Source organism: Microbulbifer maximicatervae (SeqCode) (genome assembly GCF_056232625.1).
This window is the reverse complement of record NZ_CP174324.1, coordinates 3,738,000-3,755,570: the sequence shown is the minus strand read 5'-3', so window position 1 is coordinate 3,755,570 and position 17,571 is coordinate 3,738,000. Positions and strand designations below refer to the sequence as shown.

The 17,571-nt window shown below is 52.9% G+C and carries 14 protein-coding genes; 4 read left to right on the top strand and 10 right to left on the bottom strand.

Annotated features, from left to right (window positions below; all coding sequences use genetic code 11):
- The first annotated feature begins 156 nt into the window (after window positions 1-156).
- Both ACJJI6_RS16330 and ACJJI6_RS16325 read left to right on the top strand, forming a co-directional pair.
- Window positions 157-1,782 (top strand): M28 family metallopeptidase, encoded by a 1,626-nt coding sequence (locus ACJJI6_RS16330; protein ID WP_445359245.1) that lies wholly within the window; start codon window positions 157-159, stop codon window positions 1,780-1,782.
- 132 nt (window positions 1,783-1,914) lie between these two features.
- Entirely contained in the window at window positions 1,915-2,409 is a 495-nt protein-coding gene (locus ACJJI6_RS16325; RefSeq protein ID WP_444895551.1) for a hypothetical protein, read from the top strand.
- Between the two features lie 49 nt (window positions 2,410-2,458).
- On the opposite strand, the gene ACJJI6_RS16320 is transcribed toward ACJJI6_RS16325, so the two are convergent.
- Window positions 2,459-3,337, bottom strand: a complete 879-nt coding sequence (locus ACJJI6_RS16320; protein ID WP_445355314.1) for a LysR family transcriptional regulator — start codon at window positions 3,335-3,337, stop codon at window positions 2,459-2,461.
- A 124-nt stretch (window positions 3,338-3,461) separates the two neighbouring features.
- Here ACJJI6_RS16320 and ACJJI6_RS16315 point away from each other — a divergent pair, with 124 nt between their 5' ends.
- Both ACJJI6_RS16315 and ACJJI6_RS16310 read left to right on the top strand, forming a co-directional pair.
- Window positions 3,462-4,238, top strand: a complete 777-nt coding sequence (locus tag ACJJI6_RS16315) for a ferredoxin--NADP reductase (protein ID WP_445359247.1) — start codon at window positions 3,462-3,464, stop codon at window positions 4,236-4,238.
- Window positions 4,239-4,377: 139 nt separating this feature from the next.
- The gene (locus tag ACJJI6_RS16310; RefSeq protein WP_445359248.1) at window positions 4,378-4,941 is read left to right on the top strand and encodes a lipocalin family protein; all 564 of its coding nucleotides are present in this window, start codon (window positions 4,378-4,380) and stop codon (window positions 4,939-4,941) included.
- Here the strand turns inward: ACJJI6_RS16310 and ACJJI6_RS16305 are convergent.
- From ACJJI6_RS16305 to ACJJI6_RS16265, 9 genes are all read right to left on the bottom strand, one after another.
- The gene (locus ACJJI6_RS16305) at window positions 4,930-6,621 is read right to left on the bottom strand and encodes a hypothetical protein (protein WP_475711261.1); all 1,692 of its coding nucleotides are present in this window, start codon (window positions 6,619-6,621) and stop codon (window positions 4,930-4,932) included. The genes ACJJI6_RS16310 and ACJJI6_RS16305 overlap by 12 nt on opposite strands.
- The gene (locus tag ACJJI6_RS16300; protein ID WP_475711259.1) at window positions 6,618-8,837 is read right to left on the bottom strand and encodes a hypothetical protein; all 2,220 of its coding nucleotides are present in this window, start codon (window positions 8,835-8,837) and stop codon (window positions 6,618-6,620) included. Before ACJJI6_RS16300 ends, ACJJI6_RS16305 begins: the two co-directional genes overlap by 4 nt.
- Window positions 8,830-10,035 (bottom strand): N-terminal double-transmembrane domain-containing protein, encoded by a 1,206-nt coding sequence (locus tag ACJJI6_RS16295; RefSeq protein ID WP_475711257.1) that lies wholly within the window; start codon window positions 10,033-10,035, stop codon window positions 8,830-8,832. The genes ACJJI6_RS16300 and ACJJI6_RS16295 overlap by 8 nt, the downstream gene beginning before the upstream one ends.
- A 1-nt stretch (window position 10,036) precedes the next feature.
- Window positions 10,037-10,939, bottom strand: a complete 903-nt coding sequence (locus ACJJI6_RS16290) for a DUF58 domain-containing protein (RefSeq protein ID WP_445359252.1) — start codon at window positions 10,937-10,939, stop codon at window positions 10,037-10,039.
- A 5-nt stretch (window positions 10,940-10,944) separates the two neighbouring features.
- Complete coding sequence (locus tag ACJJI6_RS16285; protein WP_475711255.1) at window positions 10,945-11,943, bottom strand: AAA family ATPase; 999 nt, start codon at window positions 11,941-11,943, stop codon at window positions 10,945-10,947.
- A 2-nt stretch (window positions 11,944-11,945) separates the two neighbouring features.
- A complete protein-coding gene (locus ACJJI6_RS16280) occupies window positions 11,946-12,671 on the bottom strand; it encodes a DUF4159 domain-containing protein (RefSeq protein ID WP_475711254.1) in 726 nt (241 codons plus the stop codon).
- 214 nt (window positions 12,672-12,885) lie between these two features.
- The gene (locus tag ACJJI6_RS16275) at window positions 12,886-14,517 is read right to left on the bottom strand and encodes a TldD/PmbA family protein (protein ID WP_475711252.1); all 1,632 of its coding nucleotides are present in this window, start codon (window positions 14,515-14,517) and stop codon (window positions 12,886-12,888) included.
- Window positions 14,518-14,544: 27 nt separating this feature from the next.
- Window positions 14,545-15,876: a TldD/PmbA family protein gene (locus ACJJI6_RS16270; RefSeq protein ID WP_475711250.1), complete on the bottom strand. Its 1,332-nt coding sequence runs from the start codon at window positions 15,874-15,876 to the stop codon at window positions 14,545-14,547.
- Between the two features lie 35 nt (window positions 15,877-15,911).
- Complete coding sequence (locus ACJJI6_RS16265; protein ID WP_475711249.1) at window positions 15,912-17,543, bottom strand: TldD/PmbA family protein; 1,632 nt, start codon at window positions 17,541-17,543, stop codon at window positions 15,912-15,914.
- Window positions 17,544-17,571 lie beyond the last annotated feature (28 nt).

Below are 17,571 nucleotides of genomic sequence, written 5' to 3'. Positions count from 1 at the left end.
TGTTTAGATAGCTCGGCTAAGTTTGCCCTAGATCGTGGTAAGATAGGTAATTGCTCGACGGTTCGCAGGCACCTCAATGTTAACGTTTGTGGCGCAATTCTATTCGACCTGTCCGTATCAACAATCACGCTTTTTTCCTGAGAAGTAACACTCCCCATGAGAATAAAGAGTCTATTGGGTGCCTTGGCTATGGCACTTCTGGTGGCTTGCACCACCTCAAGCTTTGAAAACACTGGTCCCACAGCAGATAGTGATTACATTCGCCAGGATATCAATTTCCTTGCGTCAGCGGAGCTTGAGGGGCGTGATACTGGCAGTGAGGGTTATCGCCAAGCAGCACAGTATGTGGCAGATCAGTATAAAAAAATGGGACTGATCCCAGCGGGAGAGCGAGGCTATTTTCAGGAAGTACCTTTTCGTAGCGCCAGCTGGAACGGGGATGAACCTAAATTTGTCCTGATAGGCTCAGACAGTGAAATCTCCATGCAATTTGGTGAGGACTTCCTCGCATCCCCCTCTACGTTGAGTGAACACTCGGGACTCAACGCTGAGTTGATATTTGTCGGTTACGGTATCGAGGCCCCTGACTACGATATTAATGATTATGCCGATCTAGATGTGCAGGGAAAGATTGTGGTTGCACTTGCCGGGCGCCCGCAGAGCTTGCCCAGTGAAGTGGGGGCTCACTACTCCTCTCCGCGCACCAAGCGTCAAGTCGCAGCAAAACATGGTGCTGTAGGTTATGTTCGCCTGTATACGCCTGAGCGGGAGAAGCGCCGCCCATTTGATTACTACGCTAAGCATCGCCTTGATGATACTTTTGACTGGGTGAGAAAGAACAATATACCGGGTAGTGCAATCCCGGGCATGCACCCGGGAGTTATGCTGAGTATCGCTGCGGGCAGCAAGCTGTTTAACGGCGCAGAGCGCAGCTTAGAAAGTATTTTTAGCGATATTGAGCAAGGAAAGATCCCGAAAGGCTTCACGCTTGAGTACCGTGCAGAATTAATCAGCAGCTCTAAGCATGAGCACCTAACCAGCCCCAATGTGGTGGCGGTGTTGCCAGGGAATGATCCACACCTTAAAGATGAATATGTTGTTTTCTCCGCACATCTGGATCATGTTGGAAAAAAAGAAGATGGCAAAATTCATTACGGCGCTCAGGATAATGCGGCCGGTATTGCCGTTATGTTGGAAACTGCACGCTTATTTGTTGAATCTGGTCAGAGTCCTCGCAGATCACTGCTGTTCGTTGCTGTTACCGCTGAAGAGAAAGGTTTGCTGGGATCGGATTACTTCGCTGAGTACCCCACAGTGCCACGGGCGTCTATCGTAGCCAACATCAACCTTGACATGCCCATGTTACTCTATCCATTCCGAGACATTATTGCTTTCGGTGCTGAACATTCATCTTTGGGGAAAATTGCGGAGCAGGCTGCAAATCGCTCCGGGCTAAAACTCAGTCCCGACCCCATGCCTGAGGAAGTTATCTTCGTGCGCAGTGACCACTATAATTTCGTTCGTCGCGGAGTTCCTTCTATTTACTTGATTACTGGAAGGGAGGCCAAAGATTCCAGCATCGATGGTACTGCTGCACAGATGGCTTTCTTACGTGAGCGATACCACAAGCCAGGAGATGCTGCTGACGAGCAGATTAGCTATGAAGCGGCCAAACAGTTTACCGAGGTGAACTACCTGATTGCCAGGGAAGTGGCTGACTCTGAAGCTAGGCCATATTGGTATGAAGGGGATTTTTTTGGAGAACTATTTGGTACTAATTAGATATTAGCGACTAACAGTTCAATTGTGAAAGAATTGTGCGTAATTTTTGTAAGATGAATATAGGTCTATGTTAAATTGCGCAACCTATCGGCTAGTTACCGATAATTAAAATATATAACACTAGGAGTAAATATGTTTAAGAAATACGCTTTGGGGGCTGTTGTTGCTGGATTGGTGACAGTAACTGGCTGTGCAAGTATCGTGAGTGAAAGTTCCTACCCGGTAACTATCAACAGCACTCCGAACGGTGCAAACTTCACTATCATTAATGAAGCGGGCTTGGATGTTCATAGTGGTGTAACCCCTGACACAATTACCCTGCCTGCATCTAATGGGTTCTTTTCTTCTGCAAGCTATACGGTGAAATACCAAATGGCTGGTTACAATGAACAGAGCTTTTTGATTGAAGCGGGTATGGATGGCTGGTACATCGGTAATATTCTTTTTGGTGGTTTAATTGGCTGGTTGATCGTTGACCCAGCAACTGGTGCAATGTGGAAACTGCCAGAGTCTGCGCATGTTACTCTGCAGTCAAATACCGCTGTTGCTCCGATCGGTGGGTTAAATATAGCTTCTATTGACGAAGTGCCGGAAGAGGCTAAATCACAGTTGGTACGAATTAAGTAATATCGTTGCCAGTTGTTAGGAAGCCACCCTTGAGGTGGCTTTTTTTTAATTAAGCTTGTTTACACAGCTCAATCCATCGTTCAATTCCTGCACTTCTATATTTTTGCCGCTGTAGGGCAAAATAAAACTCTCGCTGAAAATTTCTCTGTGGTACAGGGAGCTCAATTAAGGAGTTTCTCTTAAACGCCTCAGCTAATGAAACCCTGGATAAGCAGCTAATACCAAGTCCGGTCTCTACAGCTCGTTTTATGGCTTCCGTATGTTGTAACTCAAGTAAAATGTGAAGCTTGGGGAGTATGCCAGCCATGGCTCTTTCAAAAGTCTGTCGTGTTCCAGAGCCCGATTCCCGGGTGATCCAGGTCGCACCGATCAGGTCTTTATCGGCGAGGCGCTTGCGGCTTGCCAGAGGGTGGTTGGGCGCACAGAAAACAACCAGCTCATCATGGCGCCAGGGAATGATTTCCAAATCCGGGTGATTGATCTCTCCTTCAATTAATCCCAGGTCTAATTCAAAATTGAGCACCCTCTCGGCAATCGCTGCGGTATTGGCAACTTCCAGTTGTACTTGAGTACCGGGCTGCTCTTCCATATAACGAGCCATCACGCTGGCTGTCAGGTAATTGCCAATGGTCAGGGTGGCTCCGATCTTCAGGCTTCCCAGTTCCCGGTGAGTGGCCAGTGTCTGCTCAAGTTCCTGGGCTCGCTCCAGGAGTTCTTCCGCCCTTGGCCACAATTGCCGTCCCAGTTCATTGAGACGCAATCGCTTACCGGTGCGCTCGAACAGGCGCAACTCAAACTGCTGTTCAAACTCTTTCAGCGCTGTGGAGGCTGCGGACTGGGACATACTCAGGCTCTCCGCAGCACGACTGACATTCTCGTGATGGGCACAGGCAAGGAACACCTCTAACTGGCGGAGCGTGTAGCGCAAAGGGATATCTCCAGTTGATCGTTAAAATAGATAAGGAATATCGAAATATCCCACTTTGCCAATAGATCTTCTAGGGCTAAAATTCAACTATCAAGAGACTCGTGGAATAACCGGTTTTAAGTTTATGTCCAAATTGAATATAGAGAAGGTGTTGGAAGTCCATCACTGGAACGACACACTGTTTAGCTTCAAGACCACCCGGGATTCGGGTTTTCGCTTTGAGAACGGACATTTCACGATGATTGGTTTGCAGCAGGACAATGGCCGTCCACTGCTGCGCGCCTACTCTATTGCTAGTGCCAACTACGAAGACGAGTTGGAATTCTTCAGTATCAAGGTTCCCGATGGCCCCCTGACCTCCCGCCTGCAGAAGATTAAGCCGGGCGATGAGATCTACGTGAGCCAAAAACCCACCGGTACTCTGGTGGCGGACCACCTGCTGCCGGGCAAACGCCTGTGGTTGCTGTCCACGGGTACTGGCTTGGCACCTTTCATGAGCATCATCAAAGATCCCACGGTCTACGAGCGTTTTGACCAGGTAATCCTTACTCACGGTGTTCGCTATGTTTCTGAGCTGGCTTACCAGGAGCAGATCGAGAACGTATTGCCGGAACATGAGTACTTTGGCGAGATGGTACGCGAGCAACTGCTTTACTACCCAACCGTGACCCGTGAGCCCTATCGGAATACTGGCCGCCTGACTGATCTCATGCTGTCCGGAAAGCTTTTCACCGATCTGGGTGTGCCCAAGCCGAGTGTTGAGGAAGATCGCTTTATGCTGTGCGGCAGCCCGGCAATGCTGAAGGATCTCACCAATATCCTCGATGACTGGGGATTCAAGGAGACCCGCGCAGGTGTACCTCACGAGTATGTGATTGAGCGCGCTTTCGTCGAAAAATAAGTTGGTCAGTCCAGCGATAAAAAAACCACCCTCGCGGTGGTTTTTTTATGGGTGAAATACAGATTCCCGAAACTATCCTGATCTTGTGAAACCCCTGCCTTCTATTCTGACTTGAGGGGAGCTTGCTGGGAGTGGGTAGATGAAGCTGTTTTCACTGGGTGTATTACTGCTTTCCTTTTTCTGGCTGGGTGCCTGTACCCGGGTGCCGGAGGGGGTTGAGCCTGTCCAAAACTTCCAGCTACAGCGATATTTAGGTCACTGGTATGAGATTGCTCGATTGGATCACTCATTCGAGCGCGGCCTGACCCAGGTAACTGCCGACTACAGTCTCAACCATGATGGTTCTGTCGCGGTGATCAATACCGGCTATTCAAAAGCGCGTGATGCCTGGCAAATGGCGGAGGGGAGGGCCGAGTTTGTCGGCCCGAAAAATGTGGGCCATTTGAAAGTCTCTTTTCTTGGCCCCTTTTACTCATCCTATATCGTGATTGCTCTATCGGATGACTACCAATACGCGATGGTATCTGGCTACGATAAATCCTATCTGTGGATATTGTCCCGCACCCCAACCATGCCCAAGGATGTGTTGGAGCAGTTTTTACAGAAGGCCAAAGCTTTGGGGTATCCCGTCGACCAGATGATATTTCCCAAGCAAGAGGCTAAGCCGGGAAATAAACCTACGGCGAAGCCCTCAGGGTCGTGATCTATTCAAAAGCCTGCGTTCCCGCCACCAGCTTATACACACTAGTAACAGCAATATAAGGGCCGGCCATTGGCGCCCCAACAAAACCCTGTTTGCGTGATTATTTGCTTCTGGCCCCAAACGTGCGGCAGCCATTAGTTGGGTTTCCCTGGCATTCAGGGACTGCTGCCATAGAGGCCAGTCCTCTTTGGCAAAGATATAGAAGTCTAGTACCGACTCCCCTTCCAATTCAGTCCAAAGCTGGTGCCAACTTGAATTTTGGGGCCAGAAGCTGTAGCACTGACCCCGGGAACTTCTGCTTGCGGCGATTCCTTTGGTAGAGCGGGAGCTATCTTGAAACTCTGATAAGAATGGACTCTGATCAGAAAAAAGTGGGCTGCATAGGGTGATGCGTTCTTGTGTACGCGGTAACTCATTGGAGAGGATTACTGGCTGCTGACTACCCAAATGCTTGAGTTGGTAATCAATAATGGACTTCCACAGGCTGGCGAATTCAGTAGTAAAGCCACTGGTTAGCCAGCGATGGCTGTCACTAAATAGGATAAACCCGAGGTGTTGTGTCTCAGTCGAACGCCCCCAGAAAAGTGGGGGCTCTCCATTGCCCAGTAAAAAGTCGTAGGAGCCGGGCTGTGTGACTTTGAAGCCAAGATTACGCAGTGGGGGAATCTCCGGATTGTCCGCTTTTTGGTAGCCAAAGCCGGAATGTAAGTGGGTGGCTTCTTCCTTTTGTAGAGGCATGGATTGGGCAGCAGCGTATTGGAGAAACTCTTCAGAGCTATCGTCACTGACTAACCATAACAGTGACTTTGTAGTGGCCAGTTCGTTGAGCTGACGCTTTTGCAGAGCAGAAAATTGTGGCCACAAACTGCTGTCGAGTATCACTAAATCGAAGGGACTTTCATTCGTGAATAAATCCGCAGACTCGGTAAGTGGAAGGCCGTTGAGAGTTTCTTTTCTACTAATTTCAGGTGCCAACTGGGTCATCACTTGTGCTGTTACACCGGATTGGCGCAGCCAGCGAGAGAGGGCGGCCGTCTCAAAAGAGGGGCGTGCCAGCCACAGTAACAATTTGGGTTGGAGCGGTTCACGCACCAGGATGGGTAAAGGATCTGTATGGGTTTCGCCGGCTTCGCTTTCCGTCCGTACTCGGTATAGCTGGGGGCCTGCGAGTTTTGGAGTGGCAGTGAGTTGTGCCTGAATTGTTTCTCCCACTTTTAGCTCAAGACTGTCTTCAATATGGCCGTAGGGATTGAGCAGACTAATTTTTACGTTTTCAGTCAGTGGCTGGCTGTTGTGAACCTTTAACTTTAAAGAATCACCCAAGGTAATTTGCCGCTGCCAGTCCAATTCCCAGCGGCCATCAGATTCCAGGATCTTCGATAACTCCAGACGTACCGGTGCCAGGTCCCGAAGTTTGTCGCGGCCGAGTGGCTCCCCATTGAGAGAGATATTTTCCACACCATTGAGATTTATTGGTTGTGAGCTCGCCAGCTGTTTGCTGTCGATAGAGATATTGCGCTCGGCGGGAATGATTGCCGGCGGCTGCCAGAGCATCCAGGCACTCAACCAAATCGCCAGTTGCAGGCCATAGTCGAACGGCTTGGCGCCTCGGCGGCGCAATAGTACGAGTGATGCTAAGCAGGCCAACAGGCACAGGCCGGGTATCAAGAAATCAATCACAATGATTTCTCCCCTTGCTGGTGTAGCCAACGGCTGAAATGGCCGTCTGCCTCAGTTTGCAGAGGCAGTGAAGGCGCAGATTCCGGTGCTGGCAGTAGCTGATAGAGCAGCTGATTCAGGGAGTTTGTGCAATCAATGCAATTCGGTTGCTGGTGGCGCTGCTGGTATAAACGCAGCCGTTTGGACAGTTCCAGGCCGAGATCTATTGATTGCTCTGCAGCTAGCTCATTTATCTGCACCAGCAGATCGGTATCGAGTTCGGCGCCAGAGTCTACTTGGGCCATTAGGGCGAGCACCTGTGCTCTTTGTTTTTGTTCAAAGGCACTGTCGACAGTTTCTGGCGTTACGTCTTCCCGTTCACCGCTAAGCCGGCGGCTTTCGTCTATGGGGGGCGCCTCGAACCCGACTCTTTGTAAGTAAATACGCGAAGCCTGCTGTACTTCCTTGATAAAGCGCAGAGCCCGGTGCTGGTGGGGCAGGGAGGCTTGGGGCTCTATAACCGACAGGTCGCGCCAGGAACTCCACATGGCATTCAGCGCATTGCGCAGTAGCTCCTTGGTTTGGGGGTCGAACAGGGTGGCATGCTCTGAGCTGTCATGCCGGTGTCCGGCAGAAGCAGCTATGCGCTCTGCCTGTTGGAAATGGGAGTCTCGCTGTGCAAAGGGAGTGGCATTTTCTTCGCCATGTGACTGGTGCTCACCTTGTTCTGTATGATCGTGGCTATGGCCGTGTTCGGACTCCTCTTTATCATCGTGCTTCTCGCTTTCTGCGCCAGAATGCTCCGCTTCCGAATCCTCTTCGCCGAGAAAGCGGCCGTAGCGCATACGCAGCAAATTCTGTTCATAGGCTAAACCCTCGGAGCGTTTGCGAAACTCCTGCGGATGCAGCTGCTCTCGCTCGGCTAGCAAGGCCTCGGTATCAATAATCAGCTGGCGTTGGCTGCGGAAGTACTCCGGTAATATCTTAATCGCCATCCCCTCGCTGTCACTCAGCCCGAAAATCTCCTCTTGCGGCCAGCGCAAGATAAAGTGTTGGCTCTTGGCAACGTTGGCACTGGGCTCGCGGTTATCCCTGGCCTCCAGATACCAGTAGAGTTCATCTCCCGCTTCCATGGAAAACTGGTGGATGGGCAGGGTGAAATCGTAGCGAGCTGCTTTCTTATCTTCCGAGGGGCTTGTTGATAAAGCAGTGGATTGCAAACTGGTGAGTGGAATACGCTCTTCGCGAAAGCGTAAATTTTCCCCGGTGCCGCTGGCGAGGGTGACCAATAAATCCGCAGAACTCACCTGGTAATCATCATTAATGATTACTTTCACGGGAATACTTTGAGCGCTGCCTTGAATGGTATCGACGCGCAAGCTGGGTGCCTCAAAGGTAAACTCCGGGGCACTGTCTTTTTTCACCCGAATATTATGAATTTCCGGCAATAGCATTTGGCTCTCCGCGAGTTGCACTGAGAGCTGGTAAAAGTCTGCTTTAGCGATCGTCCGTTGTAATTGCCATTTTTTACTGGGTAGATTACCTAGCGGAGAAAAGGCGAAGCGCTCAGCTTCGGCCAGCATTTCCAGTCCTTGCACCGGCTGATTCAATTCAAGTTGCCACTCGACCGCAGACTGCTCCGGCACATCGACTTGTAGGGATTGGCTGTCGGCTGCGAGCCCAGTGTAGGCGGGTGGCTGGATATGGGTTGCCGCGCGGATTATGGCGAGCTTTTCGGCAACGGGAATAGCTGGTGTGGTCTCAGTTTTATCCCCGGTGAAGTGAGAATCGCTCAGCACAAATAACAATAGTCCCAGGCAGGCACCGAAGGCATTTGTCAGGGTACTGCGGAGTTTTTTTGGACCGAAAAACGACCGGTCGCCACTTTCCAGCAGTTGTTGCAGCTCTGTTTCGATACGCGCGCGCTGTAATTGCTGCAATGGACTTAGGTTGGTTTTCTGTTGGCTAAGCAACTGGCTGCTGTCTTGCAGCTGTGGATATTGTCCATCCAACTGTCGACATAGGCTTTCAGGGCTTGGGCGCCAGCTGCGATCCAATAGAATTGCTACAACAATAATTCCGAGCCAGGCGAGCAATAGCCACTGTGGCCAGCCGAATACAAAAATGCCCAAGCCAGCCAGAAGGCTGAGGCCAGTGGCAAGCCAGAGATAGGGCCGCAGGGCTGTCAGTTGCCAGCGCCTGCGCACAGCGTTAAGGGTGGACTCACGCTTATCCATGGTCGGCCTCCCCGTTACTATCGGTTGCCATGATGACTGCGGGTCGCGATAGGACAATTAGGCGTTCAAAAGCCAGAAGTAACAGTAGGGCGGCTATTAACCAGGGTTGCAGTTGTTCAATACGGCGGTTTTCTACCTCGCTGTCTTCTACAGGAAGGCCTGCCACTACTTTATTGGCAGACCAGTGGCCACGATTTTGGTGTTGCAGAGCCCAGTCTTGCCCAGACCAGTGCAGCCATAAGCGTTCAGGTAAATCTGCGCGGCGATAAAAGGCCTCGCTGTACCAGTCACTTTCGTAGCGCAGCCAACTTCCCCGTCCCATTGAGGCCGCTTGAGCTGACTGGCTGTTATCCACAGCAACGAAGTTGAGATTATCGGTAGGGGGGATACTGTTGTCGGTGATTAACAGGCCGCCATCTGAAACAAATTCCAGCACGGCTTGTGGCAGGGGAGCGGGGCCCGTGTAGATCAACCAATCTGCCTGCTCGGCATTGGGTGTCTCTTCTTGTTCCTGAATATGCACCGATAGTCCCGGCATATTGCCTTGCCAGTCTTCCAGCACAGGCGCCCACCAGCTGGGCGGTTTGCCCATTAAAGCGATACCCGGTAATACCGGGCTCGTAGCTGTGGATGTTTTGTCGAGGCCGTGCCACTGCCAATGGGGACTGACTCTTAGTGCCTGGTGGGATGCTGGAACCCCGTTGTTTATCAACAGGATATGAGCCCTGCGCAAATCCGCCCGGCGTGATAGTGCTGATAGAGTTTTCCACAGGTCCACATTTTGTGGTGGGGGTGAGGTTACGGAAGGCGTTTCTGGGGATAACCACAGTACTTTATTACCTTCCCCCACAAGCTGCGGCAGTGAATTGTGGATAAATGTATTCGCTTCCCCTGATTCAATTCTGGGGTCTACCAGTATCACGCCCTCTTGGGGATAAATTTCCCGTTTAATCAGCGGCTTTGCCAATAAACTTGCCAGCAGGGCGACGATTAGCAGGCGCAATAGCAGCAACCACTTGTTATCCACAATAGGGCGGCGCGCGCGACTCTGTGAATATCTTTGTACCCATTGCAGCGCAGCAAAGGAGACCTGTTGTGGATTACTTCGGCGCAGCAAATGAATGGCGACAGGGATAATCAGGGCTGTGAATAGCCATAGCCACTGTGGGGATTGAAATAAGTTATTTATCCACAACATCTCAGCACAACCTGCCGTGCAGTTGAATAAATTGCCGCAGTGACTTTTCCACAGGCTGCTCGATAAGGTCGGTCTGTAGTGAGCACTCCTGTGTGGCAAAGCGTGCTTTTAACTCGCTCTGCGCTTGAGCAAAAGCATCCAGGTAAGACTGGCGTTGCCGCTCGGCATCCACTTCTAAAGTAGCGGGAGTACTGGCGCTTACTTCTGGATTGAGCAGCTTTAGCTCTCCGCCAAAAGGAAAAGTCTGTTCTGCCTCAATTAACAATTGCAGCGGTAGGCAGGGGCGACCGGCGGCGTGTAGGCGTGCGGCAAAATCGCCGATCTCATTGCCCTGTTGAAAAAAATCACTCAGCAACACCACCTGACAGGGGCGTTCAAAGTATTGCCACAGCGGCGCCAGTTGAGCGCGATCTGGCCAGTGGCCGCTGGCGTCGAGTTGTTGTAGCTGAAGGGTGATTTGACGCTGGTGGCTCTCGCCCTGGCCTTCGGGTACATAAACGGTCCGGCTGCTGTTAAACGCCAATAGGGAAAAGCTGTCTCCCTGGGCGTTGAGCAGCCAGCATAGGCTGGCAATCCAGCACTTGGCGTAATGCAGTTTATTCAGACTGGGCTCGACAAAGCTCGCCTGGCCCAGGGAGGCGCTGCTATCGAGCACAAAGCACACATGCATACGGCTCTCCTGCTCGGTCTCGCGCACATAGTAGCGATCACTGCGGGCAAACAGTTTCCAGTCGATATGGCGGATGGAATCACCCGCTTGATAGCCTCGGTATTGGTGAAATTCCAGGCCGGTGCCACGGCGCTGGCTGTGTTGCACACCGAGCATCACGCCCTCGGCAATATGCCGCGATAGCCATACCAGATCGCGACAGCTGGCCAGGGTTTTGGGGGACAGGTATTCCACGCTGATCAGTCCCGGCCCGGTTCCGGCACCGCTGCCAGTAATTCTTCAATCAGCTGTGGCATCTGCACGCCATCGGCCTGTGCCTGGAAGCTGAGCAGCACCCGGTGGCGCAGTACTGGCAGTAACAGGCTGCGGATGTCCTCGCGGGTGACGGCGAGGCGCCGCTGCAACAGGGCGCGTGCCTTGGCGGCTAGAATCAGAGCCTGCCCCGCGCGGGGACCGGCGCCCCACTTGATCCACTGTTGCAGGGTATCGCTGCCGCTGGTTTCCATACGGGTAGCGCGCACCAGTATCGCCACGTAGCGGTACAAATCGTCGCTAACATGAATTTCCCGCACCAGTTGCTGCATTTCGCGCAATTGCTCCGCATCCAGGCTGGGGCTGGGTTTGACCCTGCTGGTCCCGGTGGTGGAGCGCAGGATTTCCACTTCATCCCGCTCATCGGGATAGTCGATATGAATATTTAACAGGAAGCGGTCCAGCTGAGCTTCCGGCAGCGGATAGGTGCCGGCCTGTTCGATGGGGTTTTGTGTGGCCAGTACGAAATAGGGATCGGGCAACTTCAGCGTTTTACCGCCCACGGTTACCGAGCCTTCCTGCATGGACTCCAATAGGGCTGCCTGGGTTTTCGGCGGTGTGCGGTTAATTTCATCGGCGAGCAGGATATTGGTGAAAACCGGGCCCTGCTGGAATTTAAAAAAGCGCTTGCCGGTGCTGTGATCCTCTTCGAGGATCTCACTGCCGAGAATATCTCCGGGCATTAAATCCGGGGTGAACTGCACCCGCTTAAAATCCAGCGCACTGGCATCGGCGAGGGTTTTTACCAGCAGGGTCTTACCCAGCCCGGGCACCCCTTCGAGTAGGGCGTGGCCGCCGGCCAACAGACAGATCAGCATCTGTTCCACTACGGGTTTTTGGCCGACAATCACCCGCGCAATTTCCTGTTGAAGATTGTCGAGGCTGTGCAGTTGTTCTTCGATACTATTTTCCAGGGTGGTCAGCATAATCAGCTCGTCAGTGCGTAAATAACAATGTTCACCGCAAATTTTGTATTATCGATGGCGAGCCAGCGTTTGTTGCGGTAGTCGTAGTCCCATTCGCAGCCGAAATCTTTGTTGCTGTAGAGCACGGCGATACGGCCGTTAACAATAATGGCTTTCAGGTAGTCATGTACCAGATCATCACCCCAGCCATTTAATTCAAAGCTGGTTACCGGCAATTCATCGAATTGAAAGAAACAGCGGTAGAGGTCGTGATCGTCTGGGAGCTTTTGCAGGCAGTCTTCGCCAAACAGCTCGGCCATTTGTGCTTCGAAGGATTTGGCAAAGAGACCGTCGATATCGTGGTTGCAGTCGTCGACAAATACAAAGCCACCGCGATTGACGTAGTCGCGAAAATTCTTTGCCTCTTCCGTGGTGAATTGCACCAGCTTGTGTCCGGCCAGGTAGCAGAAAGGCGCCAGCAGCATTTTCCTATCGGCCAGCGGCACTATGTGCTCTTTGGGATCAACCCTGAGATTGGTGTATTCCACCAGTGAATTGAGCAGGTTGGAAGGCATGCGCTGATCTACATCCCAGTCACCAGACTCGTACATCAAGCGGGTGAAATAAAAATCGTAGTGCTCCTGCGCACTACCCGGTGCGGTATTTTGTGCGCGTGTGCCCAGCGGCAGCGCTGCGGCGCAGCTACCCAGGATCAGGCGCTGGAGAAAAGCCTTGCGGGTGAGGGACACGGGATAACTCTGTTACTGCGTTGGTTTTTATTGTTGAGAGGAAAGGAAAGAAGGTGCTCCGTTCGATACACGCTGTAAATACATCCCTGTACGCTCGTAATCGGCATCCATGCCTCATACGGTCTCGAACGGAGCACCTTCTTTCCTTCTACCCATTTATTTTCAATGCTGGGAGCTGACTGGTTTGCTGGCCAGCTCCCGCCTGGATCAATGGCTAGCCCAGCTTGCGCTTGGTGTTAATCACATTGATACCGTCGAAGCGTGCAGTGGAACTACCGTGGGATACCGCACTGGTTTGCATCGGCTGTCCCTTACCGTCAAAGAAGGAACCACCCAGGCGGTAATCATCTTTGTCGCAGACCTGCGAACAGGCATTCCAGAATTCCCGGGTGTTGGACTGGTAAGCGACGTCCTCCACCATGCCGGTAATCTTGCCGTCTTCAATCTCGTAGAACAGCTGTCCACCAAACTGGAAGTTGTAGCGCTGCTGATCGATGGAGAAGGAACCGGCACCCACAATATAAATGCCTTTCTCCACATCCTTGATCATATCGTCAACACCCAGCTCCTCCTTGCCGGGTAACAGCGAAACGTTGGACATGCGCTGGAATTGCACGCTGGACCAGCTGTCGGCGTAGCAGCAGCCGTGGGATTTCTTTTGCCCCAGCATATGTACCTGGTCGCGGGTGGCTTGGTAGTTCACCAGCACACCGTCTTTTACCAGATCCCAGTTGCGGGTCTTCACGCCTTCATCGTCGTAGCCGACGGCGCCGAGCGAGCCGGGCTGTACCTTATCGGCAAACAGATTGACCTTGTCGCTGCCGTATTGGAATTTGCCGCTGCGCCATTTATCGATAGTGGCGAAAGAGGTTCCGGCAAAGTTGGCCTCGTAGCCGAGCACGCGGTCCAGTTCCAGTGGGTGGCCGACGGATTCATGGATGGTGAGCCAGAGGTGGCTGGGGTCCAACACCAGGTCGTACTTGCCCGGTTTGACCGATTTAGCCGTGAGCTTTTCCTTGGCTTGTTGCGCCGCCAGGCGTGCGTCTTCGGCCATATCGTAGGAATCGCGGTAGAGCACTGTCTGCGCTTGGATCTTGTCTTCGGCGCGGCCATCCAGGTATTCAAAGCCGCGTCCTACCGGCTGGCTGAGGCCCTGGCGGGTACGGAAGCCGCCAGTTTTCTTGTCCACTGCGGTGACCGAGAAGGGCGCCCACAAACGGTGAACATCCTGGTCGATATAGGAGCCGTCGGTAGAGGCAAAATACTTTTGCTCATTCACCAGGTACAACATGGAGTTGATATAGCTGGCGCCGGCATCCAGGGCGGACTTGTTCACATCCATCAACAGATCCACCTTGTCGGCCAGGGGGATCTGCATAGCGTTTTTCTGGATCGGTGTCTGCCAGCTGACTTCGCCGTGGCCTTTTACCGGAGCCAGCTGTACTGGCTCCTGCTGGTACTTGGAGTTGGCCTTGGCCGTGGCTACTGCCTGGCGGGCGGCGCGGGCGACGCCATCGGCGGTCAGGTCATTGGTGGCGGCAAAGCCCCAGGTGCCGTTGGCAATAACCCGAACCCCCATGCCGATAGATTCGGTGTTCACCACGTCCTGCACTTTCATCTCGCGGGTGATCACGTATTGATTCAGGTAGCGACCAATACGCACATCGGCATAAGTGGCCCCGAGTTTGGTGGCGGTATTCAGGGCGACATCGGCAAATTCTTTTTTTACCGAGAGATCAATACCGCTTTGCGTCAGTTTGCTTTCGGCCACCAGATTGCCGGACAGCGGCAACATGGAAACCCCCAGGCCGGCACCGCTGAGCTGGAGAAATTTTCTTCTATCCATTTCGTTATCCTCAAGTGGTGCTGGCGGTTAAACGGCGTCAGAAAGGCTGCTGAAAGTAAAGTCGCGTACTTTCAGTGCGGGAATCATGGCGGACATGCCCCACATACCCACTCGCTGGGGGACGCCCATATCTTCGATATTGTTGAGCATGATTACCGGGCTCTCGTTGAAGCGGAAGTTCTTCACCGGGTATTTGATCTTGCCGTTTTCGATATAGAAGGTGCCGTCGCGGGTGAGGCCGGTGAGCAGCATGGACTGTGGATCGACCATACGGATATACCAGGTGCGGGATACCAAAATACCGCGGCGGGTATTTTTGATCAGTTCTTCGGTGGTTTTATCGCCGCCGATCATAATCAGGTTGTTGGGTTCGGGGACCACTTTGCCTTTGCTTTGCTCCGCCCAGTAGCGGCTGCGCGCCAGGTTTTTCACTACGCCGTCTTTCACCCATTCGGTGCGTCCCAGCTGCATAAAGTCACCGTCGGTCCAGGGTTGAGCCGGCACATCGAGACTGGTGGGGTCGGAGTAGAAATTTACGCGCTTGTCGAACATCTTCTCGCCGGTCCGGTTGCCGCCGCCCTTTTTGCTCATAAAGCTGCGGCCTTCGTCGGCACTGCGCGCATCGAAGCCGCTCATCATGTAACCCACCAGGCCGGACACCGCATTGGGCTCAAGGATCACGGTGTACTTGCCCGGTTCCAGGGCACGGGCTTCCTGGGACAGGACCGCTTTGTCGATGGCGACAGAGGAGGTGCTGCCGGTATTCATTGCACCGAAATCGGTAACGTCACTTTCGGCCCAACCAGAACCCAGGCCATTCTCGGTGCGCATGGTTACAGTGAAATTGGCAGAGGTAGAAGCGTGGTAGCCGAACAAGCCTTTACTGGTGGCGACTGCAGCAAAAGAGCGCTGGTCTTCCAGGTAACCTGCGGCAACCACTTTCTTTTCTTTGGCTGCAATAATGGAATCTGCCGCAGCCTTGGCGCGCTGGTCTGGAGTGATATCTGCAGTGGACTTGGCGAAGCCGTCTACGCTGACATATTTCTGCGGTCCCAGCATCGGCATGGCTTCCGGGTTTTCCGGAGATAGCTTGGCCAACTCTTCGGCGCGACGCATCACTTTTTCCAGGGAGGCATCGCTGAATTCATTGATAGTGGCCACACCGGATTTCTTGCCGAAACGGGCCTCTACGGCCAGCTCGATATCATTGACGATACCACTGGTGGAAACGCTGTTGCGCGCGTAGCGAATATTGCCGGTTTCGCTGCCGGCCAGCTGCGCGCTGGCTTCATCGGCGCGGCTGTATTTTAAAACCTTGTCGAGAATACGCTTCGCTTCACTTCTACTCAGAATGGCCATTGCCTTTTCTCCAATTACTTATTCTTGTGCGCCGCTCAGGAAATCTTGCGCTTGGTATTGATTACATTAATTTGGTCAAAACGGGTGGTGGAACAGCCGTGGGAGACTGCACTCACCTGGCTCGGCTGGCCCTTGCCATCGAAGAAGGTTCCGCCCAAGCGGTAATCACTGCTGTCGCAAATCGCCGAGCAGGAATTCCAGAATTCCTGGGTGTTGGACTGGTAGGCGACGTCTTCAACCTGGCCGACGATCTCGCCGTTTTTGATCTCATAGAACAGCTGCCCGCCGAATTGGAAGTTGTAGCGCTGCTGATCGATGGAATAAGAACCGCGTCCGACAATGTAAATGCCTTTTTCCACATCGCGAATCATGGATTTTGCCGAGTATTCTTTTTCGCTTGGCGCCAAAGAGACATTGGGCATGCGCTGGAATTGCACGCTGGACCAGCTATCGCCATAGCTGCAGCCGTGGGATTCCTTTTGGTCGATCATATGCACCTGATCGCGGGTAGCCTGGTAGTTCACCAGGATGCCGTCTTTCACCAAGTCCCAACGCTTGGTTTTAACCCCTTCGTCGTCATAGGCGACGGCGCCGAGGGAGCCCGGTTGCACCTTGTCGGCAAACAGGGTGACCTTATCGCTGCCGTACTGAAATTTACCGCTGCGCCACTTATCCAGGGTGGCGAAGGAAGTTCCCGCATAGTTGGCCTCGTAACCCAGCACGCGGTCCAGCTCTAATGGGTGACCCACAGATTCATGGATGGTCAGGCACAGATGCGAGGGTTCCAGTACCAAATCGTACTTGCCCGGATCGATGGACTTGGCTGATAGCTTGGCTTGGGCTTGCTCGGCTGCAAGCACTGCATCCTCGGCCATATCATAGGAAGCTTTGTAGAGAGTGGTCTGACCGCGAATCTTGTCTTTGTCGTGACCGGCCAGGTATTCATAGCCTCTCCCCACTGGGTCACTGAGACCGTTGCGAGTCTTAAAAGCACCGCTCTGCTTATCAACAGCGGTCACCTGCATAGGTGCCCATAGGCGATGGACATCCTGGTCAATATAGGAGCCGTCGCTAGAAGCAAAGTACTTCTGCTCATTGACCAGATACAGGGAAGAACGGATATAGCTGGCCCCAGCTTTGAGTGCCCCATTGTTAACATCCATCAGGAAATCGACTTTTTCACTGATGGGGACCTGCAGGGCATTTTGTTCGATAGGTGTCTGCCAGGAAACCTCGCCCACCCCTTTTACTGGTGCCAAACGCACGGGCTCAGTTTGGTACTTGGCATTGGCCTTAGCTACGGCAACTGCTTGGCGCGCGGCAAGGGCAACGCCATCCGCTGTAAGGTCGTTGGTGGCGGCGAAGCCCCAGGTACCGTTGGCGATCACACGAATACCAGCGCCAAGGGATTCCGTGTTGACGATATTCTCCACGTTGGTTTCGCGGGTCATAACATACTGGTTCAGATAGCGGCCGATGCGCACATCGGTATAACTGGCCCCGACCTTGCGCGCCGTATTCAGGACTACATCCGCCAAGTGCCTTTTATGAGAGCTGTGCATGCCCTCATTGAGCAGCTGCTCCGCGCTGACCTGAATGCCCTGTAGAGGCAACAAAATACCACTGGAGCCGACACCGGCGATCTTGAGGAATTTTCTTCTTTCCATTGGCTACCTTTACCCCACGAGAGCACGA